This is a genomic window from Chitinophaga caseinilytica (assembly GCF_038396765.1).
GTDB classification, from domain to species: Bacteria; Bacteroidota; Bacteroidia; order Chitinophagales; family Chitinophagaceae; genus Chitinophaga; species Chitinophaga caseinilytica.
Genome location: NZ_CP150096.1, coordinates 5,576,014 through 5,599,598, shown reverse-complemented (window position 1 = coordinate 5,599,598; position 23,585 = coordinate 5,576,014). Strand labels below are relative to the sequence as shown.

Annotated in this window: 24 protein-coding genes; 13 read left to right on the top strand and 11 right to left on the bottom strand. The window is 52.4% G+C overall.

Going from position 1 to position 23,585, the window contains the following annotated elements; genetic code table 11:
* The first annotated feature begins 67 nt into the window (after positions 1 to 67).
* From WJU22_RS23155 to WJU22_RS23145, 3 genes are all read left to right on the top strand, one after another.
* Entirely contained in the window at positions 68 to 697 is a 630-nt protein-coding gene (locus WJU22_RS23155; protein WP_341840547.1) for a WbqC family protein, read from the top strand.
* Positions 698 to 1,013: 316 nt separating this feature from the next.
* Positions 1,014 to 2,414, top strand: a complete 1,401-nt coding sequence (locus WJU22_RS23150; protein WP_341840546.1) for an arginine decarboxylase — start codon at positions 1,014 to 1,016, stop codon at positions 2,412 to 2,414.
* A 461-nt stretch (positions 2,415 to 2,875) separates the two neighbouring features.
* Positions 2,876 to 3,364: a nuclear transport factor 2 family protein gene (locus WJU22_RS23145; RefSeq protein WP_341840545.1), complete on the top strand. Its 489-nt coding sequence runs from the start codon at positions 2,876 to 2,878 to the stop codon at positions 3,362 to 3,364.
* On the opposite strand, the gene WJU22_RS23140 is transcribed toward WJU22_RS23145, so the two are convergent.
* Together WJU22_RS23140 and WJU22_RS23135 are read right to left on the bottom strand one after the other, a co-directional pair.
* A complete protein-coding gene (locus tag WJU22_RS23140) occupies positions 3,365 to 4,198 on the bottom strand; it encodes a hypothetical protein (protein WP_341840544.1) in 834 nt (277 codons plus the stop codon). It abuts the gene before it with no gap.
* Positions 4,199 to 4,385: 187 nt separating this feature from the next.
* Positions 4,386 to 4,826, bottom strand: a complete 441-nt coding sequence (locus WJU22_RS23135; RefSeq protein ID WP_341840543.1) for an Hsp20/alpha crystallin family protein — start codon at positions 4,824 to 4,826, stop codon at positions 4,386 to 4,388.
* Positions 4,827 to 5,047: 221 nt separating this feature from the next.
* On the opposite strand from WJU22_RS23135, the gene WJU22_RS23130 reads away from it, so the two are divergent.
* The 10 genes from WJU22_RS23130 (at position 5,048) to WJU22_RS23085 (ending at position 15,407) form a co-directional block, all read left to right on the top strand.
* The gene (locus WJU22_RS23130) at positions 5,048 to 5,461 is read left to right on the top strand and encodes a BrxA/BrxB family bacilliredoxin (protein ID WP_126248878.1); all 414 of its coding nucleotides are present in this window, start codon (positions 5,048 to 5,050) and stop codon (positions 5,459 to 5,461) included.
* 142 nt (positions 5,462 to 5,603) lie between these two features.
* Positions 5,604 to 6,890, top strand: a complete 1,287-nt coding sequence (locus WJU22_RS23125; protein WP_341840542.1) for a prolipoprotein diacylglyceryl transferase — start codon at positions 5,604 to 5,606, stop codon at positions 6,888 to 6,890.
* Entirely contained in the window at positions 6,890 to 7,330 is a 441-nt protein-coding gene (locus WJU22_RS23120; protein ID WP_341840541.1) for a hemerythrin domain-containing protein, read from the top strand. The genes WJU22_RS23125 and WJU22_RS23120 overlap by 1 nt, the downstream gene beginning before the upstream one ends.
* A 31-nt stretch (positions 7,331 to 7,361) precedes the next feature.
* Positions 7,362 to 8,360 (top strand): DUF2167 domain-containing protein, encoded by a 999-nt coding sequence (locus WJU22_RS23115; protein WP_341840540.1) that lies wholly within the window; start codon positions 7,362 to 7,364, stop codon positions 8,358 to 8,360.
* A 314-nt stretch (positions 8,361 to 8,674) separates the two neighbouring features.
* Positions 8,675 to 11,140 carry a TonB-dependent receptor domain-containing protein gene (locus tag WJU22_RS23110; RefSeq protein ID WP_341840539.1) on the top strand — a complete coding sequence of 822 codons (2,466 nt, stop codon included), beginning with the start codon at positions 8,675 to 8,677 and terminating at the stop codon, positions 11,138 to 11,140.
* A gap of 187 nt (positions 11,141 to 11,327) precedes the next feature.
* The gene (locus tag WJU22_RS23105) at positions 11,328 to 11,864 is read left to right on the top strand and encodes an RNA polymerase sigma factor (RefSeq protein WP_341840538.1); all 537 of its coding nucleotides are present in this window, start codon (positions 11,328 to 11,330) and stop codon (positions 11,862 to 11,864) included.
* On the top strand, positions 11,861 to 12,403 hold the full coding sequence (locus WJU22_RS23100) for a hypothetical protein (protein ID WP_341840537.1): 543 nt from the start codon (positions 11,861 to 11,863) through the stop codon (positions 12,401 to 12,403). The genes WJU22_RS23105 and WJU22_RS23100 overlap by 4 nt, the downstream gene beginning before the upstream one ends.
* On the top strand, positions 12,393 to 13,460 hold the full coding sequence (locus WJU22_RS23095) for a hypothetical protein (protein WP_341840536.1): 1,068 nt from the start codon (positions 12,393 to 12,395) through the stop codon (positions 13,458 to 13,460). Before WJU22_RS23100 ends, WJU22_RS23095 begins: the two co-directional genes overlap by 11 nt.
* A gap of 35 nt (positions 13,461 to 13,495) precedes the next feature.
* Entirely contained in the window at positions 13,496 to 14,218 is a 723-nt protein-coding gene (locus WJU22_RS23090; protein WP_341840535.1) for a head GIN domain-containing protein, read from the top strand.
* 40 nt (positions 14,219 to 14,258) lie between these two features.
* Complete coding sequence (locus WJU22_RS23085; protein ID WP_341840534.1) at positions 14,259 to 15,407, top strand: C1 family peptidase; 1,149 nt, start codon at positions 14,259 to 14,261, stop codon at positions 15,405 to 15,407.
* A gap of 55 nt (positions 15,408 to 15,462) precedes the next feature.
* Here the strand turns inward: WJU22_RS23085 and WJU22_RS23080 are convergent, their stop codons facing one another.
* The 9 genes from WJU22_RS23080 to WJU22_RS23040 all read right to left on the bottom strand — a co-directional run bounded on the left by WJU22_RS23080 (position 15,463) and on the right by WJU22_RS23040 (position 23,579).
* Complete coding sequence (locus tag WJU22_RS23080; RefSeq protein WP_341840533.1) at positions 15,463 to 15,693, bottom strand: helix-turn-helix transcriptional regulator; 231 nt, start codon at positions 15,691 to 15,693, stop codon at positions 15,463 to 15,465.
* Between the two features lie 156 nt (positions 15,694 to 15,849).
* Positions 15,850 to 16,119 carry an acylphosphatase gene (locus WJU22_RS23075; protein ID WP_126248856.1) on the bottom strand — a complete coding sequence of 90 codons (270 nt, stop codon included), beginning with the start codon at positions 16,117 to 16,119 and terminating at the stop codon, positions 15,850 to 15,852.
* A 48-nt stretch (positions 16,120 to 16,167) separates the two neighbouring features.
* Entirely contained in the window at positions 16,168 to 16,464 is a 297-nt protein-coding gene (locus WJU22_RS23070; RefSeq protein WP_341840532.1) for a hypothetical protein, read from the bottom strand.
* Positions 16,465 to 17,421: 957 nt separating this feature from the next.
* The gene (locus tag WJU22_RS23065) at positions 17,422 to 18,009 is read right to left on the bottom strand and encodes a 2'-5' RNA ligase family protein (protein ID WP_341840531.1); all 588 of its coding nucleotides are present in this window, start codon (positions 18,007 to 18,009) and stop codon (positions 17,422 to 17,424) included.
* Between the two features lie 186 nt (positions 18,010 to 18,195).
* A complete protein-coding gene (gene tpiA / locus WJU22_RS23060; RefSeq protein WP_341840530.1) occupies positions 18,196 to 18,954 on the bottom strand; it encodes a triose-phosphate isomerase in 759 nt (252 codons plus the stop codon).
* A gap of 42 nt (positions 18,955 to 18,996) precedes the next feature.
* Positions 18,997 to 20,163 (bottom strand): putative sugar nucleotidyl transferase, encoded by a 1,167-nt coding sequence (locus WJU22_RS23055; protein ID WP_341840529.1) that lies wholly within the window; start codon positions 20,161 to 20,163, stop codon positions 18,997 to 18,999.
* 70 nt (positions 20,164 to 20,233) lie between these two features.
* Positions 20,234 to 20,488, bottom strand: coding sequence for a type B 50S ribosomal protein L31 (locus WJU22_RS23050; protein ID WP_126248846.1), 255 nt, complete (start codon positions 20,486 to 20,488; stop codon positions 20,234 to 20,236).
* 64 nt (positions 20,489 to 20,552) lie between these two features.
* Positions 20,553 to 21,044, bottom strand: coding sequence for a YajQ family cyclic di-GMP-binding protein (locus WJU22_RS23045; protein ID WP_341840528.1), 492 nt, complete (start codon positions 21,042 to 21,044; stop codon positions 20,553 to 20,555).
* Between the two features lie 132 nt (positions 21,045 to 21,176).
* Positions 21,177 to 23,579, bottom strand: coding sequence for a M56 family metallopeptidase (locus WJU22_RS23040; protein WP_341840527.1), 2,403 nt, complete (start codon positions 23,577 to 23,579; stop codon positions 21,177 to 21,179).
* Positions 23,580 to 23,585 lie beyond the last annotated feature (6 nt).

The following is a 23,585-nucleotide window of genomic DNA, read 5'->3' as shown; positions in this document are numbered from 1 at the left end:
CTTTTTATTTAATTGTAATCACCCATTTCACGTTGATTTACATCACCGGAAAACTAAAATGGACAGTATGGCAGAACAGCAGAAAAACGAAATATTACTCATTGAAAGTCAATATTTTCCGCCTATCAGCTTCTATAAAACTTTAATTGAAGGCGAAAAAGTGCGCTTTGAGCGCATGGAGCACTACCAGAAGGTCAGTTTTCGCAATCGTTGCTACATCGCCGGGCCCAACGGAATGATACTTTTGAGCGTTCCGCTCGTGAAAGGAAAAAACCAGCGGACTGTCATGAAAGACGTTCGCATTTCCAACCTCGAACCCTGGCAGCAACTCCACTGGAAAACCCTCACCTCCGCTTACCGCCGTTCCCCCTGGTTCGAATATTTCGAGCCGGAACTGGAAATGTTATATGAGAAGGAATTTGAATATCTGCTCGACTGGAACATGGCCTGCTTCGAGTTCGCCAACCGCGCCCTCGGGTTTGCGCCCCACGTGGAAATGACGGACACTTTCGAGAAGGACTATAATAATGATACCACCATCCTCGACCTGCGCGACAAAATGGTACCCGGCCAGGTCCCGGAAAACCCCGTCGAATACACGCAGGTTTTTGGGGAAAGGACCGGCTTTTTGCCGAACCTTAGCATCCTCGATCTGTTATTCTGTGAAGGGAAAAGGGGTTTGGAGTTACTGAAATGATTATGAAGGGATTGTAAAAGGAATGTCAACCCGGGGCCTCCTGCGCCGGAAAAGCTCCTTTCAGCTAATTAAACGCTTTATGTAATATAGTGTAAGTGGTTGTGATACAGTGTAATAACAATGTTATTCCCCATTCGTAAAAAAGATCGAAATTTTTTGGGAATCCATTGGAACAAAATAGTAGATTTGCATCCGATTTTGCTGGGGAACGACTTACGTAGGTGTGTTGTGACTTGTTTCAACTTAAAACCAGAAGTTTCCAGCTCATTTATTGTGTATTAATTTTTTGACCTTAGAAATTCATTCACAGAATTAAATGAACAACACCTACACGGACCTGGTTAACCAGACCTTCGAGTTCCCGCAGGAAGGATTCGATGTGAAGGAGAATAACCTGTTTTTCAACGGGCTGGACATGCGGGCGCTGATCGACAAATACGGCACCCCCTTCAAACTGACCTATCTTCCCAAGATCGGGATGCAGGTAAGCAGGGCGAAAAAGATGTTCCAGGATGCGATCAAGAAGAACAAGTATGATGGCAATTATTACTATTGCTACTGTACCAAAAGTTCTCACTTTTCGTTCATCATGGACGAGGTGCTCCGGCAGAACGTCCACATCGAAACGTCGTTCGCTTACGACATAGACATTATTAACAAGCTCTATGAACGTAAGAAGATCAACAAGGAAACCTTCGTGATCTGCAACGGGTATAAAACAAAGACCTATACCCGGGCCATCGCCAAGCTGATCAACTCCGGTTTCAAAAACGTGATCCCGGTGCTCGACAACAAGGAGGAACTGGAGGATTATTCCAAATTCGTGCGGACCAAAGATCCCGTTAAACTGGGTATCCGTATCGCCGCCGAGGAAGAGCCCACCTTTGATTTTTACACCTCCCGCCTCGGCATCGCCAAAAGCGACATCCTCGAATATTACGTGGACAAGCTGAAAGGAAATCCGAAGTTCGAACTGAAGATGCTCCACTTCTTTATGAACAAGGGCATCAAAGACGATATATTTTATTGGAGCCAGTTCAACAAAGTGTTGAACCTCTATTGCCAGCTGAAGAAGATCTGCCCAGAACTGGAAAGCATCAACCTCGGCGGCGGCTTCCCGATCAAGCACTCCCTCGGGTTCGACTATGATTACGCTTACATCGTAAACGAGATCGTAGCCAACATCAAGAGCGTTTGCAAAAAGAACAAAGTACCGGTGCCGGACATCTATACAGAATTCGGTTCCTTCACGGTAGGCGAAAGCGGGGCAGTGATCTACTCCGTGCTCGGCGAAAAAATGCAGAACGACCGTGAAGCCTGGTACATGATCGACAGCTCTTTCATTACGACCCTGCCAGACACCTGGGGCATCGGGGAGAAGTTCCTCATGCTGCCCATTAACAAATGGGACCAGGAGTACCAGGAAGTGCATCTCGGTGGGCTCACCTGCGATGGGTACGATTTCTACACCTCGGAAGAGCACATCAACGCCGTGTTCCTCCCGAAGCTGACCGGCGAACAGGAACCACTATACATCGGTTTCTTCCATACCGGGGCGTACCAGGACCAGCTGAGCGGGTACGGCGGCATCAAACACTGCCTCATCCCGTCGCCCAAGCACGTGATCGTTGGGCACGACAAAAACGGACAATTAAAAGATTGGCTATACGCGAAAGAGCAAACCGCTCAAAGCATGCTGAAAATTTTGGGTTATTAAAAATATGGGTTAGTAATCCACTTAAAAACCCCTCGGTTCTCCGAGGGGTTTCGTTTTTTATACCCTCCCCGGAATTCGACCGCTCGTCCATTTTGGGCCCGGCCAAGCCATATCCGGTTCGTAATTTAAGTGACCGATAGCCGCTCTTTCCGCCTTTCGTTAAAACGGATAACACCATAAAAATAGGCTCTCCAGCAGGAGAGCCTATAATTTCATAGGATAGATTGATCCAACATTCATAGCGTTAGGGATGAAATGGAATATTCATGGCATAAGGTAAAAGGGACATTTCAAGGTATGTGGGAATTGGAACATTTCAGTATAGAGGCAATAGGTTACGATGGATTTATTATTATCAAAAATAGGGACCGTTCTTTCTGCCGCAAATACCACTTAGTTGTATCTTTTAACAACTTTTTTACAATTTTTTCGTTACAGCCGTTTTCAAAACCTCAAAATACATGTGTCAACTATCAAAAAACAACCCCATGCCGTTTCGGCGAATTATCCCCTTGGTAATTTTGTTAATGTGTTCTTATCGAGGCTCGGCGCAGGATTCAGACGCTGAAGCCGTAAAAAGCGTTGTCAGGCAACTGTTTGAAGGGATGAAGCGGGGCGACAGCGCGTTGGTAAAGGCTGTGTTTCATCAAACTGCCGTCTTGCAGTCTGTTGCGACGTCCAAAACGGGGGAGATAAAGGTGCATACAATGCCCGCGCAGGACTTCATAACAGCTGTAGGCAAGCCTCACACGGACGTGTGGGATGAGCGGATCGAGTTTGGGCAGGTATTGGTGGATGGGCCGATGGCCAGCGTCTGGACGCCCTACAAGTTTTACCTGGGCGAAAAGTTCAGTCATTGCGGGGTGAACAGCTTCCAGCTGTATAAATCCGCCGATGGATGGAAAGTCCTTTACCTGGTAGATACCCGCCGGAAAGAAAACTGTCCCTGATCAGGCTTCCGGCTGCTGGTCGAGGTACTGAATGGCGGATTCGCATTGTTTTTCGATCTCGCTGAAACGGGCGTCTATCAGATCGGTATTCCCTTCCATGAAATCGATCTTCCCCGAGCGGCTCAGTCCTTTAACAAGGAGGAACTGTTTAATGAGGTTCTGGTTCACCAGCGCCGAGAACTCCTGTTGCTTCTGCAGCGTCTGCTCCCGCTCCAGGCGGAAAATATTCCGGAAATACACGCCCCACACCCGCAGGATGATCAGCAGGTACCCCAGCATGAGGAACGGTGTGGCGATGTAGCGGTCCAGCGCCGAATAGGTAGGCGGGAAGCCGACACGGAAATTTTCCAGCTTCATCCACGCCACTACGCCCAAGTAAGCGAAAAGTACCGCCATGATCGACAGCGATGCGCGCAGGGGCAGAATGAAATACCCGAGCATGCAGGCCATGAGCCAGGGGATAGCATAAATGGGGGATAGGTCCATATCGTTCATGAACGAGCAGGCCATGGGGATGAGCAGGGTGCTCAAAGCCGCCATGATGCCCACCATCGTATACGGCGCCCCGGAATACATGAGCCATCCGCAGAACAGGAACGCGAGCAGGAAAGAGGTGGTGATGATGAGATTGGGTATGTCTTGCAGGAACACCAGTGCCGCCGTAATGGGCAGCAGCATCAGGGTGTAGAAGAAAATGTAGTCGAAAACCATCGAGATGCGCGCATGTTCCCAGGCGCAGGCCGATTTGCGTATAAGCTTTCCCGTGACCATTCCGCACACAGCGTTGTAAATGGCAGTATACAAAGTTGGTTTGCTGCTCTTATTTGCTGACATAAAAAGGGGATATTCCAATAAATAGCTCATACACAAGGTAGTAGGATTTCTGTGCCCGGGAATGGAACTTTTGTGGGAGTTTCGGGACCTATAAAAACGAAGGGCCGCCTTAGACAAGGCGGCCCTCTTTACTGTTGTATTTGTATTATGAATTCAAATCACAACAAATCGCAACTATTCCTAACCCTTATGCAACTATAATTTCTTTTACGGTTTCCTGTGCGGCCTCTTTTTTAGGCAGGGTCAGATGCAGGACGCCGTTATCGTATTTCGCGTTGATTTTGGAAGCGTCCACTTTTTCGTCCAGCGTAAAGGAGCGGGAGAAGGAGCGGAAGCTGAACTCGCGGCGAAGGTGTTTCTCGTTTTCGTCTTTGGTTTCGGCTTTCTTTTCGGCACTGATCGTCAGCGTAGGGCCGTCGACCTTGATTTTCAAATCTTCCTTGGCGAAGCCGGGCGCTACGATTTCCAAAGCATAACCATCTTTCGTTTCGGAGATGTTCACCGGGGCGTAAGATGCGCCGTAGAAATCGGAGGTAGCGAAGTCCCTGTTCAGGAATTTACCATTAAACAGTTCGTCTACGAGACCATGGAAGGTTTTAGCGGGCTGATTGAATTTTACGAGTGTCATACTTATTATCTTTTATGCGTTAAACCATTTTTTGTTTTACGGTTACGCTTCCTACAGATCAAATGGGATACCAATGCCGGAAATCGGTTAAAAAGCCAGTTTTTGGCGGATGTGTCGGACAAAATGTCAATTTGTATTGTTGTTTCCAGACAAAATGACAAAAATCATGAACTAATTGAAGTATCTCGATATAATATTACCTTTGTACAAAACTAAAATATATGTACCCTGCGGAACTCGTGATGCCGATGAAGGCAGAATTAACAGATAATGGATTTCAGGAAATGCTTTCTCCCGAGAAAGTGGAAGAAACGTTGAAACAGGAAGGTACCACCCTGGTGGTGATCAATTCCGTTTGCGGGTGTTCCGCCGGTACCGCCCGTCCGGGTGTACTGATGGCCGTTGCCGCCAGCGAGAAGAAGCCGGATAGACTGACGACTTCCTTCGCCGGGTTCGACAGTGCTGCCGTTCAGCAGATCCGCACGCACCTGCTGCCTTATCCCCCGTCTTCGCCTTCCATCGCGCTTTTCAAAGACGGTCAGCTCGTACACTTCATTGAGCGCCACATGATCGAGGGCCGTTCCGCCCAAATGATCGCAACCAACCTGGTGGCTGCTTTTGACGAGTACTGCTAATCGTTTGTTGCTTCCCGTTACATGGTTTTTTAAGCCGGTTAATGGGAAATTCATATTTGCAATGTAACTTGGTGGTTTGATTTTCCGACTGACTGATTCGGCTTTGTTCATAGGAAAACTCAGATCACCATTTTTTTCGCCTATGTATCCTAACTTATATTACGCGTTCAGGGATCTTTTTGGGGTAGAGCTGCCCAACCTTAAAATCGTTCAGACCTTTGGTTTCTTCGTGGCGCTGGCCTTCCTGGCCGCCGCCTGGGTGCTTACGTCGGAATTGCGCCGCCGTGAAAAGCTCGGGTTGCTGCATCCGGTAGACGAAACCGTCACCGAAGGCAAGCCCGCTTCCGTGGCCGATCTGCTCGTAAGTGCAGTCATCGGTTTCATCATCGGTTTCAAATTTTTCGGCGCTTTCGGCAAGATCGGCGATTTCAGGGAGTACCTGCTGTCTGCCCAGGGCAGCCTCATCGGGGGGCTTCTCGTAGCCGCCGGGATGGCGTATTATAAATATTATACGAAAAAGAAAAAGGCCCTGCCCACGCCGCGGCAGGTAAAAGTGAAAGTCTGGCCGCACCAGCGCGTGCCCGACTTCACCATCCAGGCGGCGGTGGCCGGCCTCATCGGCGCCAAGATCTTCCACAACCTGGAAAACTGGAGCGAATTCGCCGCCGATCCCTGGGGATCGTTGTTTTCCGCCAGCGGGCTCACCTTTTACGGGGGGCTCATCGTGGCTGCCTATGTCATCATCCGCTACGCTGCTAAAAAACAGATCAACTGGAAACACCTGGTAGACAGTGCCGGGCCCGCCCTCATGCTCGCCTACGCGATCGGGCGGATGGGTTGCCAGTTTTCCGGCGACGGCGACTGGGGCATCAACAACAGCGCCTACATTACCAATGCCGCCGGCCAGATCGAACAGGTAGCGCCCGCGCAATACCAGCAGGTGATGGAGCGCGAAACCGAATACTTCAGCCGGCACTTCGGCTCCATCGAGCACGTGCCCCACAAATATTATCCGAAACCCGCGGCACTGGGCTTCCTGCCCGACTGGTTCGTGGCCTATAATTATCCCCACAACGTCGTGAACGACGGCGTTCGCCTGCCCGGTTGCGAAGGGGAGTATTGCAGCGCGCTGCCGGTTGGCGTGTTCCCGACACCGTTATACGAGATCATCGTCTGCGGTGCGTTCTTCCTCGTGCTCATGGGCATCCGCAGGAAGGTGACCACGCCCGGCGTCATCTTCGGTATCTATCTCATTCTCAACGGATTGGAAAGATTTTTCGTGGAAAAGATCCGTGTCAACACCAAATACGACATTTTCGGCTTCCATCCCACACAGGCGGAGCTGATTTCCAGCTTGCTGGTGATCGGCGGTGCCGCACTGATCTGGTACGCCCGTAAAACCGCGCCCACAGTCAAAAATCCTGCATAATGCAACGCCATCCGAAACTCATACCGCTGTCGCACGAGCATAAAACACTCCTTTTCGTGTGCCGCTATCTCAAGAAAGATGCGGCGCCGTACGAAGGGTTCCCGCTCGATGCTGCGTCGAAGATGAAATATATGGTCAAAGTGTTCCAGGAAACGATGGTGCCGCATATCCAGAAAGAGGATCACCTGTTCGAGCAATGCCGCGGATTCGTGCCGGAGCTGGACGTGATGATCGATGAACTGGCCGAAGACCACCGCATCATTTCCGGGATGTACAGTGCGTTGGTAGACAGCAGCGATGTGGTGGAAGGGATGGACCAGCTGGCCAGGGCGCTGGAAGCGCATATCCGTAAAGAAGAACGGCTCGTGTTCGAAAAAATGCAGGAACTATTGCCCGACGTCATCGCGAACCTGCGGTTAGACGAAGGGAAGGAAGAATAAGATCAAAAACTAAATCAAAATCCCTCATACCATGAGAACTGTTACCCTGGTGGCCGCATGTATGGCCACTTTCTCGACTGTATTCGCACAGCTGGACACGAGCGGTCCACGCGCCGGCGGACCGCAGGAGCAAACGGACGAAGCCTCCGAAGCGGAAATTGCCGCCGCCGTGCAGCAATACCGCGATTCCGTCCACAAAACCTTCAAATACCAAACTGGTAAAATCACCCTGTCGCACGGTGTTACCATCGAAGTGCCGAAAGGCTTCAAGTACCTGGATGCGCCGCAAAGCCACCGCGTGCTCGAAGAGCTTTGGGGCAACCTCGAAGGCGAAACCATGGGCATGATCTTCCCCGAGCAATATGGCCCGCTGGACGATGCTTCCTGGGCGTTCGATATCAGTTTCGACGGGATGGGATATGTGAAAGATGAGGATGCCGACAAGATGGACTATGACGATGTGCTCAAAGGCATGAAGGAAGACGACGAAGCGTCTAACAAGCTGCGCAAGGAGCAGGGTTTGCAAACGATCAGTACCATCGGATGGGCGGCGGCGCCTTTCTACGATTCGAATACGAAAACGCTGCATTGGGCCATGGAGCTGCAGGGGAGCGACGCGGAGAAGCGTACGCTCAACTACCATTTGCGCGTTTTGGGGCGTAAGGGCGTGCTGGTGATGAGCGCCATCGGAACGATGGACCAGCTGCCGGAGATCAAGAAAAACATCCCCGGGATTTTGAAATCCGCCACATTTGAAAGCGGCCATGCCTATGCGGACTTCGATCCGAAGGTGGACGAAGTGGCCGCCTGGACGGTGGGCAGCCTGGTAGCAGGAAAGGTGCTGGCCAAGGTCGGGTTCTTCGCCATCCTGGCTAAATTCGGGAAACTGATCGTGATGGGGCTGATTGCCGCTGGTGCCGGTTTATGGAAATGGATCACGGGCCGCCGCAGGAAGGAAGAAGAAGTGGCAACGGAAGCGGCGCCGGAATTGGCGGAGCAACCGCAGGGAGAAGAAGAGCAGAAATCCTGATCAGGGAGGTACGTAATATATAATGTAGCGCGCGGCGCCGGGGATTCCCCGGCGCCGCGCTTTTTTCAAAAATGTTTGTAACCAATCCCATTGCGGGTCGTCTTTCTCATAGTAACAGCAAACCAGTTTGCAGGTTTCCCAAACTGTTTCCACCGATTTTACCAATCATCACTTTCTAATGACCACTTATGTATAATTATGTACTATGCAAAACATACTACCTACCTTAGCACTGTAGTTGATAAAGAAAGGAACTACTCAAACAAAGGTTCTAATCAATCTACAGTTCTAAATCCATCTATAATCCGCCTTATATGAAATCGTTTTACAAAGTGTTGATCCTCAGTGGCATTGTCGCCGGAACCATCACTTCCGTCCATGCCCAATCCCAAAACGGCGCTACTTCGAAAGGGGAGATCGCCGGTAAAGTGACCCGTACCACGAACGCTCCAGTTGAATTTGCCACCGTAACCCTTCTCCGTGCTAAAGACTCCGTACTCGTTAAAGGCGTGCTGGCCGACATCGCCGGCAAATATGCCTTCGAAGGTGTGCCCGGCGGCCGGTACATAGTGGCGGCAGCCAACATGGGGCTGAAGAAAGGATTTTCCCAACCTTTCACCCTCAATGGTTCCCCCGTTAACCTCCCCGCCATCGTGCTGGGAGAAGACGCCCGCAACCTCAAAGCGGTGGACGTAACCGGCAAACGGCCTTTCATCGAGCAGAAAGCCGATAAAATGGTCGTGAACGTCGAAAACTCCATCGTGGCCGCAGGCGGCACCGCGCTCGAAGTGCTCCAGCAGTCGCCCGGCATCCAGGTGGATAAGGACGATAACATCTCCATGCGCGGCAAAAACGGCGTCATCATTATGATCGACGGTAAAGTATCGAACATGTCTCCCCAGGATATTGCCATGTTGCTCAAAAACATGCCCAGCTCCAACATCGACCAGTTGGAACTGATCGCCAATCCTTCCGCCAAATACGATGCAGCGGGCAATGCCGGGATCATTAATATCAAGCTGAAGAAAAACAGCAACTATGGCACCAACGGCAGTGTGAACCTGGGTTACGCCCAGGGCACACTGCCCAAGGCCAACGGAGGCCTCAACCTCAACTATCGCAGCAAAAAGGTAAACGTTTACGGTTCGTACAACTATAACTTCAACCGCAATTTCGAATTCCTGAAAATCTACCGTGATAATAATGAAGCGTCTGGCCGGACGGTTTTCGACCAGATCTCCAATATCGACAAGAAATCCCGCTACCACGGCGCCAAAGTAGGGCTCGATTATTTCCTGAACAAGAACCACACCGTAGGCGTCATGTTCGACATGGGCGATAACAAGTGGGCCGGCGACGGGATCTCGAACACCAACATCGGCAACGGCGTTAAACTGGATTCTATCCTCAACACCACTTCCGACAACGATCAGCGCTGGAAACGCCAGTCCTACAACTTCAACTATAAAGGCAAGCTCGACACCGCCGGCAAAGAGCTCAACATCGACCTCGACTATTCCCGCAATACGGAAAGGAGCGATAACGTCTTGTATTCCAACTATAAAGATGCAGTGGGCGAAGCCATGCTGCGCCAGGATGTGACCCGTGCCCATCAGCCGTCTATCATCAATATCAAAACCTTCAAACTCGACTATACGCATCCGCTGCGCCATAACGACAAGTTCGAGGCAGGGGTGAAGTTCAGCTGGGTGGATTCCGATAACAATTCCCGCTTCGACTCCCTTCGCAAAAGCGGTTGGGAATACGATGCCAATCGTTCCAACTACTTCATATACAAGGAAAACGTAAACGCCGCGTATATCAATTACAGCCGCCAGTTCAAGAAACTCGGCGTGCAGGCGGGGCTCCGTGCCGAGCAATCGAACGTCACCGGCACGTCTGTCACCATCAAGAAAGTGAACGACATCACGTATCTCAACTTCTTCCCGAGCGTGTTTTTCAGCTACAACGCCAGCAAAGACCACCAGTGGGGCGTGTCTTACAGCCGCCGCCTCCAGCGCCCGAGCTACGATGACCTGAACCCTTTCGAGTTCTACATCGACCGGTACACGAAAGGCGCGGGCAACCCGAACCTCCGGCCGCAGTTCTCCAACAACTTCGACCTTACGTATACTTTCAAATCGTTCCTGACCGCGGCTGTGGGCTACAGCCATACGAAAGATATGCTGTCGCGCATCCTGGAACCTTCGGTAGACGAAGCCACGGGCGATACCACGATCGTTACATATAAATATATGAACGTGGCCAAGAAAGACAACGTCAATCTGAACCTGTCTGCCCCTTACGAGATCACCAAATGGTGGAAAACGTTCAACACGGTTTCGGTTTTCTACAACCGTTTCCAGACCGAGGTGAAGGGTGAGGTGCTGGACCGCAGTTCCGGTGGCTTCTTCGGTCAGACGCAACACACTTTCACCCTGGGCAAGGGTTATACGACGGAAGCGATCTTCTGGTACAATTCCCGCCAGGTGGCCGGCGAAGGGCTCTTCGAGATGGAACCGATGTATGCGCTGAACCTGGGCTTTCAGAAGCAGATCCTCAAAAAGAAGGGCACTATCAAACTGAACGTGCAAGATGTTTTCCAGACGCAGCGCTTCCGCGGCAATTACCATGTCACGAACCGCGACATCGCGCTCAAGACCGGCTGGGACAGCCGCCAGGTGCGCCTCAATTTCTCCTACCGATTCGGCAACAGCAATGTAAAAGAGGCCCGGAACCGCAAAACCGGCCTCGAAGACGAGCTCAACCGGGTGAAGTAGGCAATCAACTCCGACCTAATCATGTTTTAGGTATATAAGGATGGAAAGAACGCGGCCCTTCTGGGTCGCGTTCGCTTTTATATCCGCGTGGTTTTCAGTATATTGAAAAAAAGATCCCGGCCCCGTGCAACCTTCCTGACGACTCACCGTCTTTTATATGAATTTACACTCGAAACGCTTGGAACAAATGCCTGTAACAGACCAGCTCATGGCCAGATGCCGCAAGGGAGACTCCCGTGCGTTCCATGACCTGTATCATGCATATTCAAGGGCGATGTATAATATTTGCCTCCGGATGACGGGCCACCAGGCCGATGCGGAAGACGTGCTGCAGGAGGCATTCGTACAGATCTTTAAAAATTTGGACAACCTGGCTTCAGACACCAGTCTTACCGCCTGGATCAAAAGGATCGTCGTCAACCACTGCCTCAGCTACCTCCGGAAAAAGAAAGTGTATTTCGAGGAAGTGGAAGACCAGGAATGGAAGCAGGAAGAGGGGGTAGACGAAACCGAGCATACGTTGACGGTAGCCGCCGTGAAAGACGCCATCGGCCAACTGCCGGCGGGGTACAGAACGGTGCTGAACCTGTATATTTTCGAGGATTACAGTCACCGCGAAATCGCCGGATTACTGAATATCTCGGAATCGACCGTCAAAACGCAATATATGCGGGCGAAGGAAAAAGTCCGCCAGATCGTGAAACTTAAATCGAAGCAGATATGAACCTGGAAGAGTTTATCCGGCAGAACAGGAGCGGATTTGAGGAAGATGGGCCGGGACCGGACGTCTGGGCCGCGCTGGAAAAACAGCTGCCGCAGCCGAGAAAGGAGCGGGGCAGGGTAGTGGCCATGATGGCCCGGCATTGGTGGAAAGCCGCCATACTCGTGGCTTTGATCGCGAACGCCGGCCTGCTGGTGAAGTATTTGAACACCCGGCAACCGGTAGCGGTCGTGATCCCGGAGATCAGGGAAATGGAAACGTATTATTCTGCGCGCATCGAACAGAAACTGGAAACGCTCAAACAGCTCCCCGCCGCGGAAACGGGGCTCGACAGCCTGACCATGAAAGAGCTCGAACTGCGCAACGATACCTATAAAATGCTGGAAAAGGAACTGGCCGCCAATCCCGGGAACGAACGCGTTCGCGCGGCCATGATCCGGTACTACCAGATGAAGCTCGAGCTCCTGGACAAGATCCTCGAAGAGCAGAACAAATACGCAAACGATTCTACTTCAACTTCAACTGAAAAACATGTTCTCTAAATCTACCATACTTTTTCTTTTACTCTGTCCCATTTTCGCATTCGCCGCGAAAGGCGATGAGGAACATAAAGTCGTCATCGTCAAGGAATTCAACGTAAGCGCCAACTCCAGCGTCAACGTCAACACCAAATACGGTAAGGTGACGGTGTATATCTGGGACAAGCCCGTCTGCAAAACCACCATTACCGTTACCGGCTTCGGGAAAGACAAGGAGCAGGCGCAGCGGATGACCGAAACGATCGATGTGAGAGCCATGGAGTCGGGGAACAGCGTCAATATCACGGCCTCGTCCAACCCGGGTTCCCGCTGGTTCAGCAACAAGAAAGACAATAAGGATTACGTCAATATCGACATCGATGTGTATGTGCCGTCGAAACTGAAAGCGATGAACATCGACAGCAATTTCGGGGACGTGATCGCCCGGAAGCTGCCTTTCCCTTCCAACCTGAAAGTGAATTACGGCTTCATCGACGTGGCCGAAGCGGGGAACCTGTTTCTCAGCATCAACTACACCAACAAAGCCCGAATCGGTAAAACGGACGTGCTGACCGTGCAGTCGAACTATTCATCGCTGAACTGCGAGAGTGCCAGCGAAGTGAATATCACTTCGAACTATAGCAGTCACAGTTTCGGCAATGTGAGCGAAATGAAAGTGCAGTCGAATTACGACGAGATTAAATTCAAAAACATCGGCACCGTGGTGCTCCGGACGAATTATACCGATGTGAAGATGGAAGGGCTGGGATCCAGTGCCATCATCAGCGCCAACTACGGCAATGTCAAGATCAGGAAGGTCGACAAGAACTTCAAATCCCTGAATGCCGATATCAATTACACGGATCTAAAGCTGGGCATGCAATCGGGCACACCGTTCCGCGTGCGGGCCGAGATCAAGAACGGGAATTTCAGTGCCGACGGCTTTGTGTTCAAGCATGTCAGCGAAAACCGTAACAAAGGAAACCTCTCCTATTCCGCCATAACATCCAACGCCGGCGAAGCATCTCCGCTCATTTCCGTGAACGGTAAACATTGCGACGTCAAAGTTGAAGAGGATTAATCCAATTTGTCCATCAACACAAAATCATGACCCAAATGAAAAAATTTGTCGCGCTCTTCGGAGCGGCCCTCCTGACCTTTGCCCTTACCGCAACGGCCCAACGCTCCAAAGTTACCGGTAACGGCAACATGAAAAAAGAAACCCGTACCGTTTCCCAATCGTACACCGAGCTTGGCGTTTCCGGACAGTTCAATGTGCAGATACGCCAGGGCAGCAAGGCTTCCATCGAAATCGAGGCAGACGAGAATATCCTGCCGCTGATCGAACTGGAATTCAAATCGAACGAGCTCCAGATCCGCTACAAGCAGCATACCGACGTGCGGCCCAGCAAGCAGGTGAACGTATGGATCACCAATCCCGAGATCGCCGAACTGGCCGGTAGCGGTAAAGTGACCTTCAAATCGGACGGCAAACTGAAAGGCGACAAGCTGGAAGTGGCGCTGAGCGGCATCGGCGAAGCCGATCTCGACCTCGATTACGAAAAGCTCGAAGTAGCCATGAGCGGCAACGGTAAAGTAAGGCTGGCCGGCAAGGCAGACAAAACCGAAGTAGCGATTTCCGGGTCCGCCGACGTGGATGCCCCGGGGATGACGGCCCAGGAAGCGGAAATCGCCATTTCCGGTTCGGGCAAAGCTTTTGTGAACGTGAGCAAAAAACTCGAGATCGCCATTTCCGGTAGCGGAAGCGTGCGGTACAAGGGTAATGCGATCGTAGAGCAGTCGGTTTCCGGCAGCGGGCGCGTTTCTCATGAAAACTGATCCGGCTTTCGTATTTTAGCGTTAAATACCCATGCTGCTTATGAGACTACAAATTTTGACGGGTGTTGCGCTGGTAGCAGGATTGGCCGCCGCCGCACAGGAAACGCCCCGGAGTATCGCCAATCCGCCCGCACAGGAGCTGACCGTGATTAAGAACAACGCCGCCACGGCCGTGAAGAGCCAGGGCATGACGGGTACCTGCTGGTGTTTCAGCACGGTATCGCTCATCGAAAGCCAGTGCATGAAAGCTGGTGCCGACGCCAGGCCCGATCTGTCTGAAATGTTCGTGGTACGGAATGTATACCTGATGAAGGCCCGTAACTATGTGAAGCGCCAGGGCGCCGCGCAGTTCGGGGAAGGGGGCCTGGGCCACGATGTGCTCATCGCCGCCGGGACCTACGGCCTGATGCCGGAATCCGTGTACAGCGGGAAACTGCCCGGTCAGAACGAGCTGAACCACAGCAAGATGGCCGATACCCTGAAACAGTTCCTGGACACGCTGCTGGCCCGCCGGCCGATAGATCCGAAGTGGGAGCAGAGCTTCACCGCGCTGATGGACCATTACATGGGCCAGGCGCCGCCCGCGAAATTCGAGTATAACGGTAAAACATACACGCCGCAGGAATACGCGACGAAAGTGGTGAAGTTCAGTCCGTCTGATTATGTGAGCCTCACCTCGTTCACGCATCATCCTTACTATACTTCCTTCGTGCTGGAGCTACCTGATAACCATGCCAACGGCAGCTTCTACAATGTGGCCCTCAACGAATTGATCGGCGCTACCTGGAATGCCGTGCAGAAAGGATATACGGTGATGTGGGATGCGGATGTGAGCAATCGTGGGTTCGCGCATAACGGCGGTTACGCCCTAAGCCCGAAGTACGATAGCCTGATGGACCGCAAGCAGCCCAACCCGGCCATTCCGGAAGTAGACGTTACGCCGGAATACCGCCAGGAGCTGTTCGAGAAGCTGGTTACGCAAGACGATCACCTGATGCACATCACGGGGATCGGGAAAGGGAAAGGCGATAAACGCTTTTTCATCGTGAAGAATTCCTGGGGAACGGGGTCCAAATTCGATGGTTACCTGTATGTTTCCGAGCCTTACTTTGCGGTGAACACGATCAATGTGATTGTTCCGAAAGCTGCGCTGGATAAGGAACTGATGAAGAAATTACATATACTCTGATTGGGGTGTATCATACATTTTAAAAATGGAAAGCAGGACGGTCGTCCTGCTTTTTTTATGTTTTGCGGTCGGCCAGCAGTTCGAGGATCGCTACTTCGAGCGCGTCTGCCAATTGCGACAGTGTGCGAAGGGTGACGTTGATCTCGCCGTTTTCCATACGGGAAATATCTGCATTGTCGACGTTGCAACGTGCAGAGAGCTCGCGTTGGCTAAAGCCTCTTTCCTTTCTGATCCGGCGGAGGTTGGTGCCGAAAAGGCGCAATATATCCGGGGCCTGGGTTGACATTTTTAGTTTGCTTCCTAAAGGTTCAAGATCATCGAATTATTTCTTTTTTCCGCTGGGCAGTGGCCCAACGGGAGCAAAAAACATTTCGACAGGTTGCTGTAACTCTTGCGGGTGAAGAGTTGTAGAGAATGTGAATGAGGAAGCAATACGAAAAAATCAATGCAGGATACTGAAGTCTTTAAAGTGCTGCAAGGGGCCGTCGATGATGTCGAGCCCGGTGACTTTGGCGCCTGAGGGGCCGATGCGGCACCAGCTGATAAATTCGTCCATCGCGTCTTTGGGCCCTTCCGCAACGATCCATACATGGCCGTCGGGCAGGTTTTTGACTGCGCCGGTGAGGCCCATGCCTACGGCAACGGATCGGGTGGTGGCCCTGAAATAAACGCCCTGTACCATTCCTTTGACTACGATTTCTTTGTGCAACATAACTACGGGATCGATTTTATAAAATAACAATTTCGTTTGCGGGGTGGTTTACCCGGCGGCGATGGTGGCTTTCAGCTCCGGGATGCCGGAGGCTGCGAGGGTCCGTCCGCCGGGGTAGAAGATAAAGAAACGGGCCAGGCCGGTTTCAGGATCTTCTACCATGTGGATCTGTATGTATTTGGATGGATGAAAGTAAAAGTATTCGGTGACAGGCGGTTCTACGCTTCTGCGGAGCATTTCCAGCTGGAAGCCGGCGCGGCTGAGCCAGGAAAAGACGGTTTGCTCTGCGGATGAAGGCAGATGGCCTGGTGGTCTGTAAGTCGGTTTGATCGGTACCCATTCCATGAGATAATAAATTTACACGGGACAAATGATCCAACTGTGGGGTTTTAACCCAACGGCCGGAAATATCCTGATTGATACTGTTTCGTTTACGGACGTACGGGCGCCCGGGTTGCCGGGCGGAGCCGCGGAAAGCTGCCTTCCGGCAGGATTTCAGCGGCGCGGCGCCGTGGGGCCGGCTATCTGGCGTATTTTGTGTCTGCCTGGGTGGCTGGCGGTACTACAGGTACCCGGGCATGCCCGGACAGTCCTGGAGATCAGCCGTTCCGGGCAAACCAGGTAATTAGGCAAACCAAAAGCATGTCTGAAGGCCTTTGGTCTCGCAAGCACCCATGCAAACACCAAAAGCATGTCTGAGGGCCTTTGGTCTCGCAAGCACCCATGCAAGCCCAGAAACCAGCCGTACCGGGGAATCCAGGGCATGTCTGAATGCCTTTGGTACCACGGGCGCCTATGGCGAACTTGGGGGCCAGGCGCGCCCCAGGCACACAGCCCCACGAATCCCGCCAGATGCCTCCGGCAACCGGCACATCGCGTTGACGACGACGTACTGGCACCAGGCATATCAGCCGATGATCCCATTTTCCATATATTACCGGTGCATGCCAATAGCATGCGAATGCAAGGGTTCGTTTCCTGAATCGGATGGGTCGTAAGTAGATGCGTAGGGTAGAAGGGGCCGGGTGATAAACGCCCGACCCGTAACTAAATGATACTGACTCTAAAAAATATCTTTAACAGCAATATTTTCCGCAGTAACACCTTCTACAGCAATATTTTGAAGGAACGCCTGTAAGGCGAGCCCCTTTTGTTTCTTAGTTGTTTCAGTTGTATCCCGGTTATTACCGGTTGTCTTTCAGCTATTTATAGTCGTTTGACAGTCGTTCGGAAATGTTTTCTCATTACCAGCAATTGCGCGATCATATCGATCATATTCTTCGCAATACCTGCGGAAAGACATCAGGCAGCACGGTGAAACAGCGGATTGCTCGAAGGGACCTCTTTGCCGAACGTGAACTCGCGTACCAGTTCGTACCGGTCGCTACCCGCCGCACGTTTCATCAAACTGAAACTGTGGCAATGAAAACTGCGGACAAACACCTTACCCGACAGATAGGGCGACAACTGCGTGAACTGATGCGGCGGCAACGACCGCGCCAGCGCAATATGCGGACGGTAAGACGCCGGCTCCAGCTCGAAGGCGGTCAGCACTTTTTTGTGCAAATCCTCCAGCGGCTTCGGATTCGCCACGTTCACATAAAACATATGCCGGCCGTTCGATTGACGGGCATGGTCGATCCGGGAGGTATACACCGTAAAGGCTGATTGATTCGCCACCAGCCCCTCCAGCATCGTCACGAACACCTGCTCGTAACGCTCCGGAAATTCCGACCTGAAAAGCGCAATGTGCGCCTGCGTAAATGAACCGGGAGCCGATCCCAATTCCTCCGCGATCAAATGCTTGTACATGCTCACATCCTGGACCGTTTGAGCGTCCGGATGCACCACCAGCATGTAATCATGTAATACTTCCTGTTCCTGTTCCATGTCATTATGATTTTGCAATCATCAATTCGAAATAACCGTTATCATGTACAGCAGCGTGATAACAGCTCCTCCTTTCACAATACAAATATAGGAAGAAAAATGGCAAATACTAAAAAAGTTAGCAAAAAATACTAAAAAAAATGGCTGAAAGGCATAACCCCCTCAGCCACCATATCTTATAATTTATTACAGGCTCTTGATGATCGCAGTAAAGTCTGCCGCCACCAGCGACGCACCGCCGATCAGGCCGCCATCCACGTCGGGAGAAGCAAACAGCTCCGCCGCATTGGAAGGCTTCGCACTGCCGCCGTACAGGATCGACAGCCCCAAAGCCGCTTCCCGTCCGTATTTCGCGGCGATCTGCGCGCGGATGAACGCGTGCATGTCTTGCGCCTGCTGCGCGCTGGCCGTTAAACCCGTGCCAATGGCCCAGATCGGCTCATACGCGATCACGATGTTCTTCAACGCTTCCGCATCCAGGTGATACAGGCTTTCCTCCAGCTGCTTCGCCACATATGCGTTCTGCGTTTCGGCCTGGCGCACTTCCAGCGGCTCGCCGCAGCAGAAGATGGGCTTCAGCCTGTTCGCCAGTACCTGGTCGATCTTTTTCGCCAGCTGCGCGTTCGTTTCATTGAAATATTCCCGGCGCTCGGAATGGCCGAGGATCACGTAGTCGATACCTACGGAAGCCAGCATGGCTGCAGACACCTCGCCGGTATATGCGCCCGATTTCTCGCTGGCGCAGTTCTGCGCGGCCACGAAAATGCCGGGATAGTTACGGGTGAGCTGTTTCACCTTCTGTACATACGGAAAAGGCGGGGCAATCACCACTGCCTGGTCTTCGGGTAAGTTGATGCCGGCGGCCAGGATGTCGTTCACCAGTTGCTCGCCTTCCGCGAGGGTCAGGTTCATCTTCCAGTTGCCTGCTACGATCTTCTTTCTCATGATTTTACGATGCTTTTGATAAGTGGCGCGAAAAATACGCATTTATCCCCGAAATATTCGGGTCAGAATTTCCCGGTCGGCCTCCTGCAGCCCGGCACCCTTCAACCGCATCCAGGCATCCGCGTCGCGGAGCGCCTCTTCCAGCCGGTACCTGTCCGTCAACCCCGCACCGCCCCAGCTGAAGGAGGGGAGGTATTTCGGCGGAAAATTCCCGCCGAACACGTTGCAGCTCACACCCACGACGGTCCCGGTATTGAACATGGTATTAATTCCGCATCTGCTGAAATCGCCCATCAGCACACCGCATTTCGTGCCCGCAGACCAATATTCCTGCTTCGCTTCCATCCATATCCGCACTTCACGGGCATTGTTCTTCATGTTGGAACAGCTCGTATTAGCGCCCAGGTTGCACCATTCGCCGATCACCGCATCGCCCAGGTAGCCGTCGTGCCCCTTGTTCGAATGGGCGAAAAACACGGTATTCTTGATCTCCCCGCCGGCCACGCACCGCGGCCCCAGCGTAGTAGCCCCGTAAATACGGCTCCCCATCTTCAGTACGGCGCCTTCGCCCATGGCGAAAGGCCCCCGCACGAGGTTCCCTTCCATGACCTCGGCGTTTTTGCCGATATAAATGGGCCCGGTAGCAGCGTTCAGCACGCTGCATTCCACCCTGGCGCCGGGTTCCAGAAAAATCTGCTCCGGGTTCACCACCTGGTTGGTCGGGGAAACCGGGGCCGATTTCCGGCCCTTCGTCAGCAGCGCGAAATCGTCGCGCAGGGCGGCGTCGTTATGCTGCACAATGTCCCAGGGCCGGTCTACCCGCCGGATGTCTCCCTCGAATTCGAGCCGCACCAGCGTAGCGGGCGCAAAGAAATCGTCGCCGCTGATGAGCTTGGCCAGCAATCTGCCGTTCTTGTACAGTTCCTGCCCCGGCTCCATGGCCGAAATGGTGCCGACAAGGTCGGCGGATGGGAGGAGGTGCCCGTTCAACAGGACGGTAACCGTGCCTGGCGGGGCTTTCTGCAGGGGGAACTTCGCCTGGAGGTATTCAGCGGTAAAACTGCTGAGCGGCCCGGTTTCGAGCCATTTTTCCCACTTTTCCCGAATGGTGAGGATGCCCGTGCGGATGTCCGCGACGGGCCGGGTGTGGGTGAAGGGGTAGAGTTCGTCACGCTCGGGCGTATCAAACAGGATGTAATGACGGTCCATATACCGGCTAAAATAAAAAAATCCCGCCGAATGCTCTCGGCGGGACCAGTAAAAATATGCTGAAATAGCCTTATTTGGCGTCTTTCTTGTAACGTTTGTTGAATTTGTCGATACGGCCTGCAGTATCCACCAGCACGTTCTTACCGGTATAGAACGGGTGAGAAGTGTTGGAGATCTCCAGCTTGATCAGCGGATACTCGTTCCCGTCTTCCCAGGTGATGGTTTCGCGGGTGGGAGTAGTGGATTTGCTCAGAAAGCTGTCCCCGTTGGACATGTCTTTAAACACTACGAATCTATAATTTTCCGGATGAATTCCCTGTTTCATATCAATAAGTTAATAAATACAGAGCGCAAAGGTAGCGCAATATTTTAAATAAGCAAAGAAAAATTTAGCTTTTCATATTCACGTACTGGAGGGGGATACCCAGATTGGATTCGCGCATTTTCTGGATAACGTCCTGTAAATCATCGATTTTCTTGCCGGTTACGCGAACGATGTCGTCCATGATGGCGGCCTGTACCTTCAGCCCGGAATCCTTGATCAGTTTCACGATTTTCTTGGCATCGTCCTGTTTGATGCCGTTGCGGACGGGCACTTCCTTCTTCACCACCTTTCCGCTCACGTAATGTTCCTTGCTGAGGTCGTAAATCTCGGCGGCGAGGCCCTGGCGCATGCTCCGGCTGATCAGCACGTCTACCACCTGGGAGAGTTTCATATCGGTTTCCACTTCCAGCTTCAAGGTCATTTCCTTCTTGTCCAGGTCGATTTCCACCGGCGAGCCCTTAAAATCGTACCGGTTGTTGATTTCCTTTTTAACGGTATTGATGGCGTTGTCCAGCGTCTGGAGGTCAACTTTGCTCACGATATCGAAAGACGGCATATCTGCGGGTTTTTGAATAATGAATAAACGAGGGGCAAATATAAGAAAAAACCGCCACCGGAACCGGCAGCGGGAATTTGCATTAGAATGGCGGAGAATGGTTACATGAGTGGGTAAAGAGCCTCCCTGCGCTTAATTTTCGTTATCCCGCGCATGGATCTGGAGGTTCGTTTTATCCCCTTTAATAGTAACGTTATCGTTTTTGAGATATTGCTTGTATTTGTTTTTTATGTCGTCTGACTGTTTTTTACCATTGATGAAGAGATCTTCCCCCTTCTTTTCGATGTTGTATCCGGATTCCCGGTCGATGAGCTTATCGGACTCCATGGCTTTCAGCAGATCGTTGTACACGCGGGTGGTAGCCCTGTTTTTCTCGGTCAGTTCACGGGCTTCTTCGGCTCTGGCAACGGCGCGCTCGTGGGTTTTGACGGCGCGCTCGTGCTCGCGGACGGCGCGTTGCTGGTCGCGCACGGCTGCTTCGGCGGCAAAACGCTGGTCCCTGACGATTTTATGATGCTCCGCGAGCGCACGGTCGGATTCTGCCCGGGCTTCGCCCTGGTAGCGGGCCACATCGCGTTGATATTTCAACTGTTCGGCTTTGAAACGGGTTTGGTCGTTCCGGTATTTCTGTACTTCCTTGTGGTATTTCAGTTCTTCTTTTTTCAGCTGCTCGATAGCCTTGTTGATTTCCTGCTGCTGCTTTTTCCAGTCGATCTTCTTCAAATTCTTTTGCGTGTCTTTGATAATCTTTTCCCAGTCTTCCTTTTTCAGGTTTTTGCGCACATTCTCGTCGAGGTTTTCCCATTTCATATCCGACAACGCGTCGAGGTTGACCTGGAGTTTGGACAAATCGAGGTTTTGGAGCGTCTTGAGGGCGTTGACCTGCATGAGCTTTATATCGGCGTCGTTGAAGCGGAAGCTGGAATCGAACTTGAAATGCTTGTCGAATTTGAAATCCTCATTGTATTTGTAGTTGAAGTTCCGGTTCTGCAGCTGGATGTAGCTTTCCTCGAACTGTTTCCGTTCTTCGGCAGACATATCGTCTATCGAGTTATAGGTTTTCTGGTTGCCGTTTTTGTCGATGATCTTGATACGCCCACCGGGGACAACGGTGTCGCCGGGGGAATAAAAGGTCACCTGTCCACCGCGCCTGTCGAACACGATCCCGTTGCCACCGGATGAGTAGAACATCGGTGTGGGAGGAGTGGGCGGCATGGCGGGAGTGGGTGGCATGGGCGGAACGGGAGGTACCGGGCCGGCGAATGCCAGGGGTGCGGGTGTGGATGCGGGCGGAATGGGGGCGGAAGGAGGGGCGGGCGGAACGGGAGGAACGGGCAGTTCCGGTTCCGTGATGAAATCGGGCACGATCGTGTCTGTGGCGCAAAGGTCGCTAACGGCGGCCGGAGCGGGCGAAGATGAAGGCGCTGAAGTGATCGCAGGTTTGGGAGCAGGAGCGGCGAGGGCGGTGGTTTCCGCCTTCTTTTCCTTTTTGCTGCGCTTGCTGTCGGGCGTCAGCCAGGCGATGGAGACCAGGCCGGTGACGATGATCAGGAGCGCCAGGAATCGCTGGCTATAGTTGAGATGTTTTGTTTTCATTTCCATGATGCGTTTGATGCGATGAAATAAATGTTGCCGGTCATGCGCGGCAGCCATTGCCATCGGGTTCACGGTAAGGCGGAATTCTTCCAGTGCCACCAGGGCTTTGGCGTAGTGCATGGGCTGAACGGTGCTGGCGAGCACGAGGTCGTCGCAGCAATGTTCGCGTTCCAGGCGGATGTTGCGGGAAATCCACCATACGAACGGGTTGAAGAAAAGGATCGTTTCTACAATGGATTGGAAGATATTCAGGAGATAATCGTTGCGTTTGATGTGGGCGAGCTCATGCAGGAGGATGGCTTCCAGCTGCTCGGGGCTCAGATTGTTGACCATGGCCGTGGGGAGGAGGATCACCGGTTTCAGGAACCCGATCATCACCGGCACCTGCAGATGCCTGGAAATGAAGAGCCCAACCTTTTTCCCGATGCCCATCTTGCGGGCGAGGGCAGCGAGATGTTCTTCCCAAACGGGGCCGAGTTGCGTCAACCCCTGGCGGCGCAGCGTTTTCAGCTGTGCCAGGTCGATGCAGAGGCGTATGGTCATCACCGTTACTCCCACCACGTAAATGCCGACCAGGAGGGGAAAGTACGCTTCCATTCCCGGGAGCGCGGCTTTCAGGCCTTCAGCGGGCGCCGGTGCGCTGGCGAAAGCCATGGGTACGTTGGCCGGCAGGGCACTCATCCCGCCGTTCACCGCTACCATCGTTTCGGAAGCTTCCCGGATCGATCCCAACTGCGTGGCAAACGTGGCGCCGAACCATCCTGCGATACCTGTCAATGACAAAAAGGAGAGATGGTATTTGATAGACGGGCCGGCCTGTGGCCAGAGCCACAGCACGATGCGCAGGCTGAGAAAGACACAGCAACCCTGCCAGAACGAGTGCAGGATCGTCCAGCCGAAGGCCTGGATAAGGTCGGTAAAAGGAAGTAACGAGTGCATAAAACA

Excerpts from the sequence above, each read along its gene's own strand:
- WJU22_RS23155 (WP_341840547.1), top strand. The coding sequence starts at position 68 with ATGGCAGAACAGCAGAAAAACGAAATATTACTCATTGAAAGTCAATAT.
- WJU22_RS23150 (WP_341840546.1), top strand. The coding sequence starts at position 1,014 with ATGAACAACACCTACACGGACCTGGTTAACCAGACCTTCGAGTTCCCG.
- WJU22_RS23145 (WP_341840545.1), top strand. The coding sequence starts at position 2,876 with ATGTGTCAACTATCAAAAAACAACCCCATGCCGTTTCGGCGAATTATC.
- WJU22_RS23140 (WP_341840544.1), bottom strand. The coding sequence starts at position 4,198 with ATGTCAGCAAATAAGAGCAGCAAACCAACTTTGTATACTGCCATTTAC.
- WJU22_RS23135 (WP_341840543.1), bottom strand. The coding sequence starts at position 4,826 with ATGACACTCGTAAAATTCAATCAGCCCGCTAAAACCTTCCATGGTCTC.
- WJU22_RS23130 (WP_126248878.1), top strand. The coding sequence starts at position 5,048 with ATGTACCCTGCGGAACTCGTGATGCCGATGAAGGCAGAATTAACAGAT.
- WJU22_RS23125 (WP_341840542.1), top strand. The coding sequence starts at position 5,604 with ATGTATCCTAACTTATATTACGCGTTCAGGGATCTTTTTGGGGTAGAG.
- WJU22_RS23120 (WP_341840541.1), top strand. The coding sequence starts at position 6,890 with ATGCAACGCCATCCGAAACTCATACCGCTGTCGCACGAGCATAAAACA.
- WJU22_RS23115 (WP_341840540.1), top strand. The coding sequence starts at position 7,362 with ATGAGAACTGTTACCCTGGTGGCCGCATGTATGGCCACTTTCTCGACT.
- WJU22_RS23110 (WP_341840539.1), top strand. The coding sequence starts at position 8,675 with ATGAAATCGTTTTACAAAGTGTTGATCCTCAGTGGCATTGTCGCCGGA.
- WJU22_RS23105 (WP_341840538.1), top strand. The coding sequence starts at position 11,328 with ATGCCTGTAACAGACCAGCTCATGGCCAGATGCCGCAAGGGAGACTCC.
- WJU22_RS23100 (WP_341840537.1), top strand. The coding sequence starts at position 11,861 with ATGAACCTGGAAGAGTTTATCCGGCAGAACAGGAGCGGATTTGAGGAA.
- WJU22_RS23095 (WP_341840536.1), top strand. The coding sequence starts at position 12,393 with ATGTTCTCTAAATCTACCATACTTTTTCTTTTACTCTGTCCCATTTTC.
- WJU22_RS23090 (WP_341840535.1), top strand. The coding sequence starts at position 13,496 with ATGAAAAAATTTGTCGCGCTCTTCGGAGCGGCCCTCCTGACCTTTGCC.
- WJU22_RS23085 (WP_341840534.1), top strand. The coding sequence starts at position 14,259 with ATGAGACTACAAATTTTGACGGGTGTTGCGCTGGTAGCAGGATTGGCC.
- WJU22_RS23080 (WP_341840533.1), bottom strand. The coding sequence starts at position 15,693 with ATGTCAACCCAGGCCCCGGATATATTGCGCCTTTTCGGCACCAACCTC.
- WJU22_RS23075 (WP_126248856.1), bottom strand. The coding sequence starts at position 16,119 with ATGTTGCACAAAGAAATCGTAGTCAAAGGAATGGTACAGGGCGTTTAT.
- WJU22_RS23070 (WP_341840532.1), bottom strand. The coding sequence starts at position 16,464 with ATGGAATGGGTACCGATCAAACCGACTTACAGACCACCAGGCCATCTG.
- WJU22_RS23065 (WP_341840531.1), bottom strand. The coding sequence starts at position 18,009 with ATGGAACAGGAACAGGAAGTATTACATGATTACATGCTGGTGGTGCAT.
- tpiA (WP_341840530.1), bottom strand. The coding sequence starts at position 18,954 with ATGAGAAAGAAGATCGTAGCAGGCAACTGGAAGATGAACCTGACCCTC.
- WJU22_RS23055 (WP_341840529.1), bottom strand. The coding sequence starts at position 20,163 with ATGGACCGTCATTACATCCTGTTTGATACGCCCGAGCGTGACGAACTC.
- WJU22_RS23050 (WP_126248846.1), bottom strand. The coding sequence starts at position 20,488 with ATGAAACAGGGAATTCATCCGGAAAATTATAGATTCGTAGTGTTTAAA.
- WJU22_RS23045 (WP_341840528.1), bottom strand. The coding sequence starts at position 21,044 with ATGCCGTCTTTCGATATCGTGAGCAAAGTTGACCTCCAGACGCTGGAC.
- WJU22_RS23040 (WP_341840527.1), bottom strand. The coding sequence starts at position 23,579 with ATGCACTCGTTACTTCCTTTTACCGACCTTATCCAGGCCTTCGGCTGG.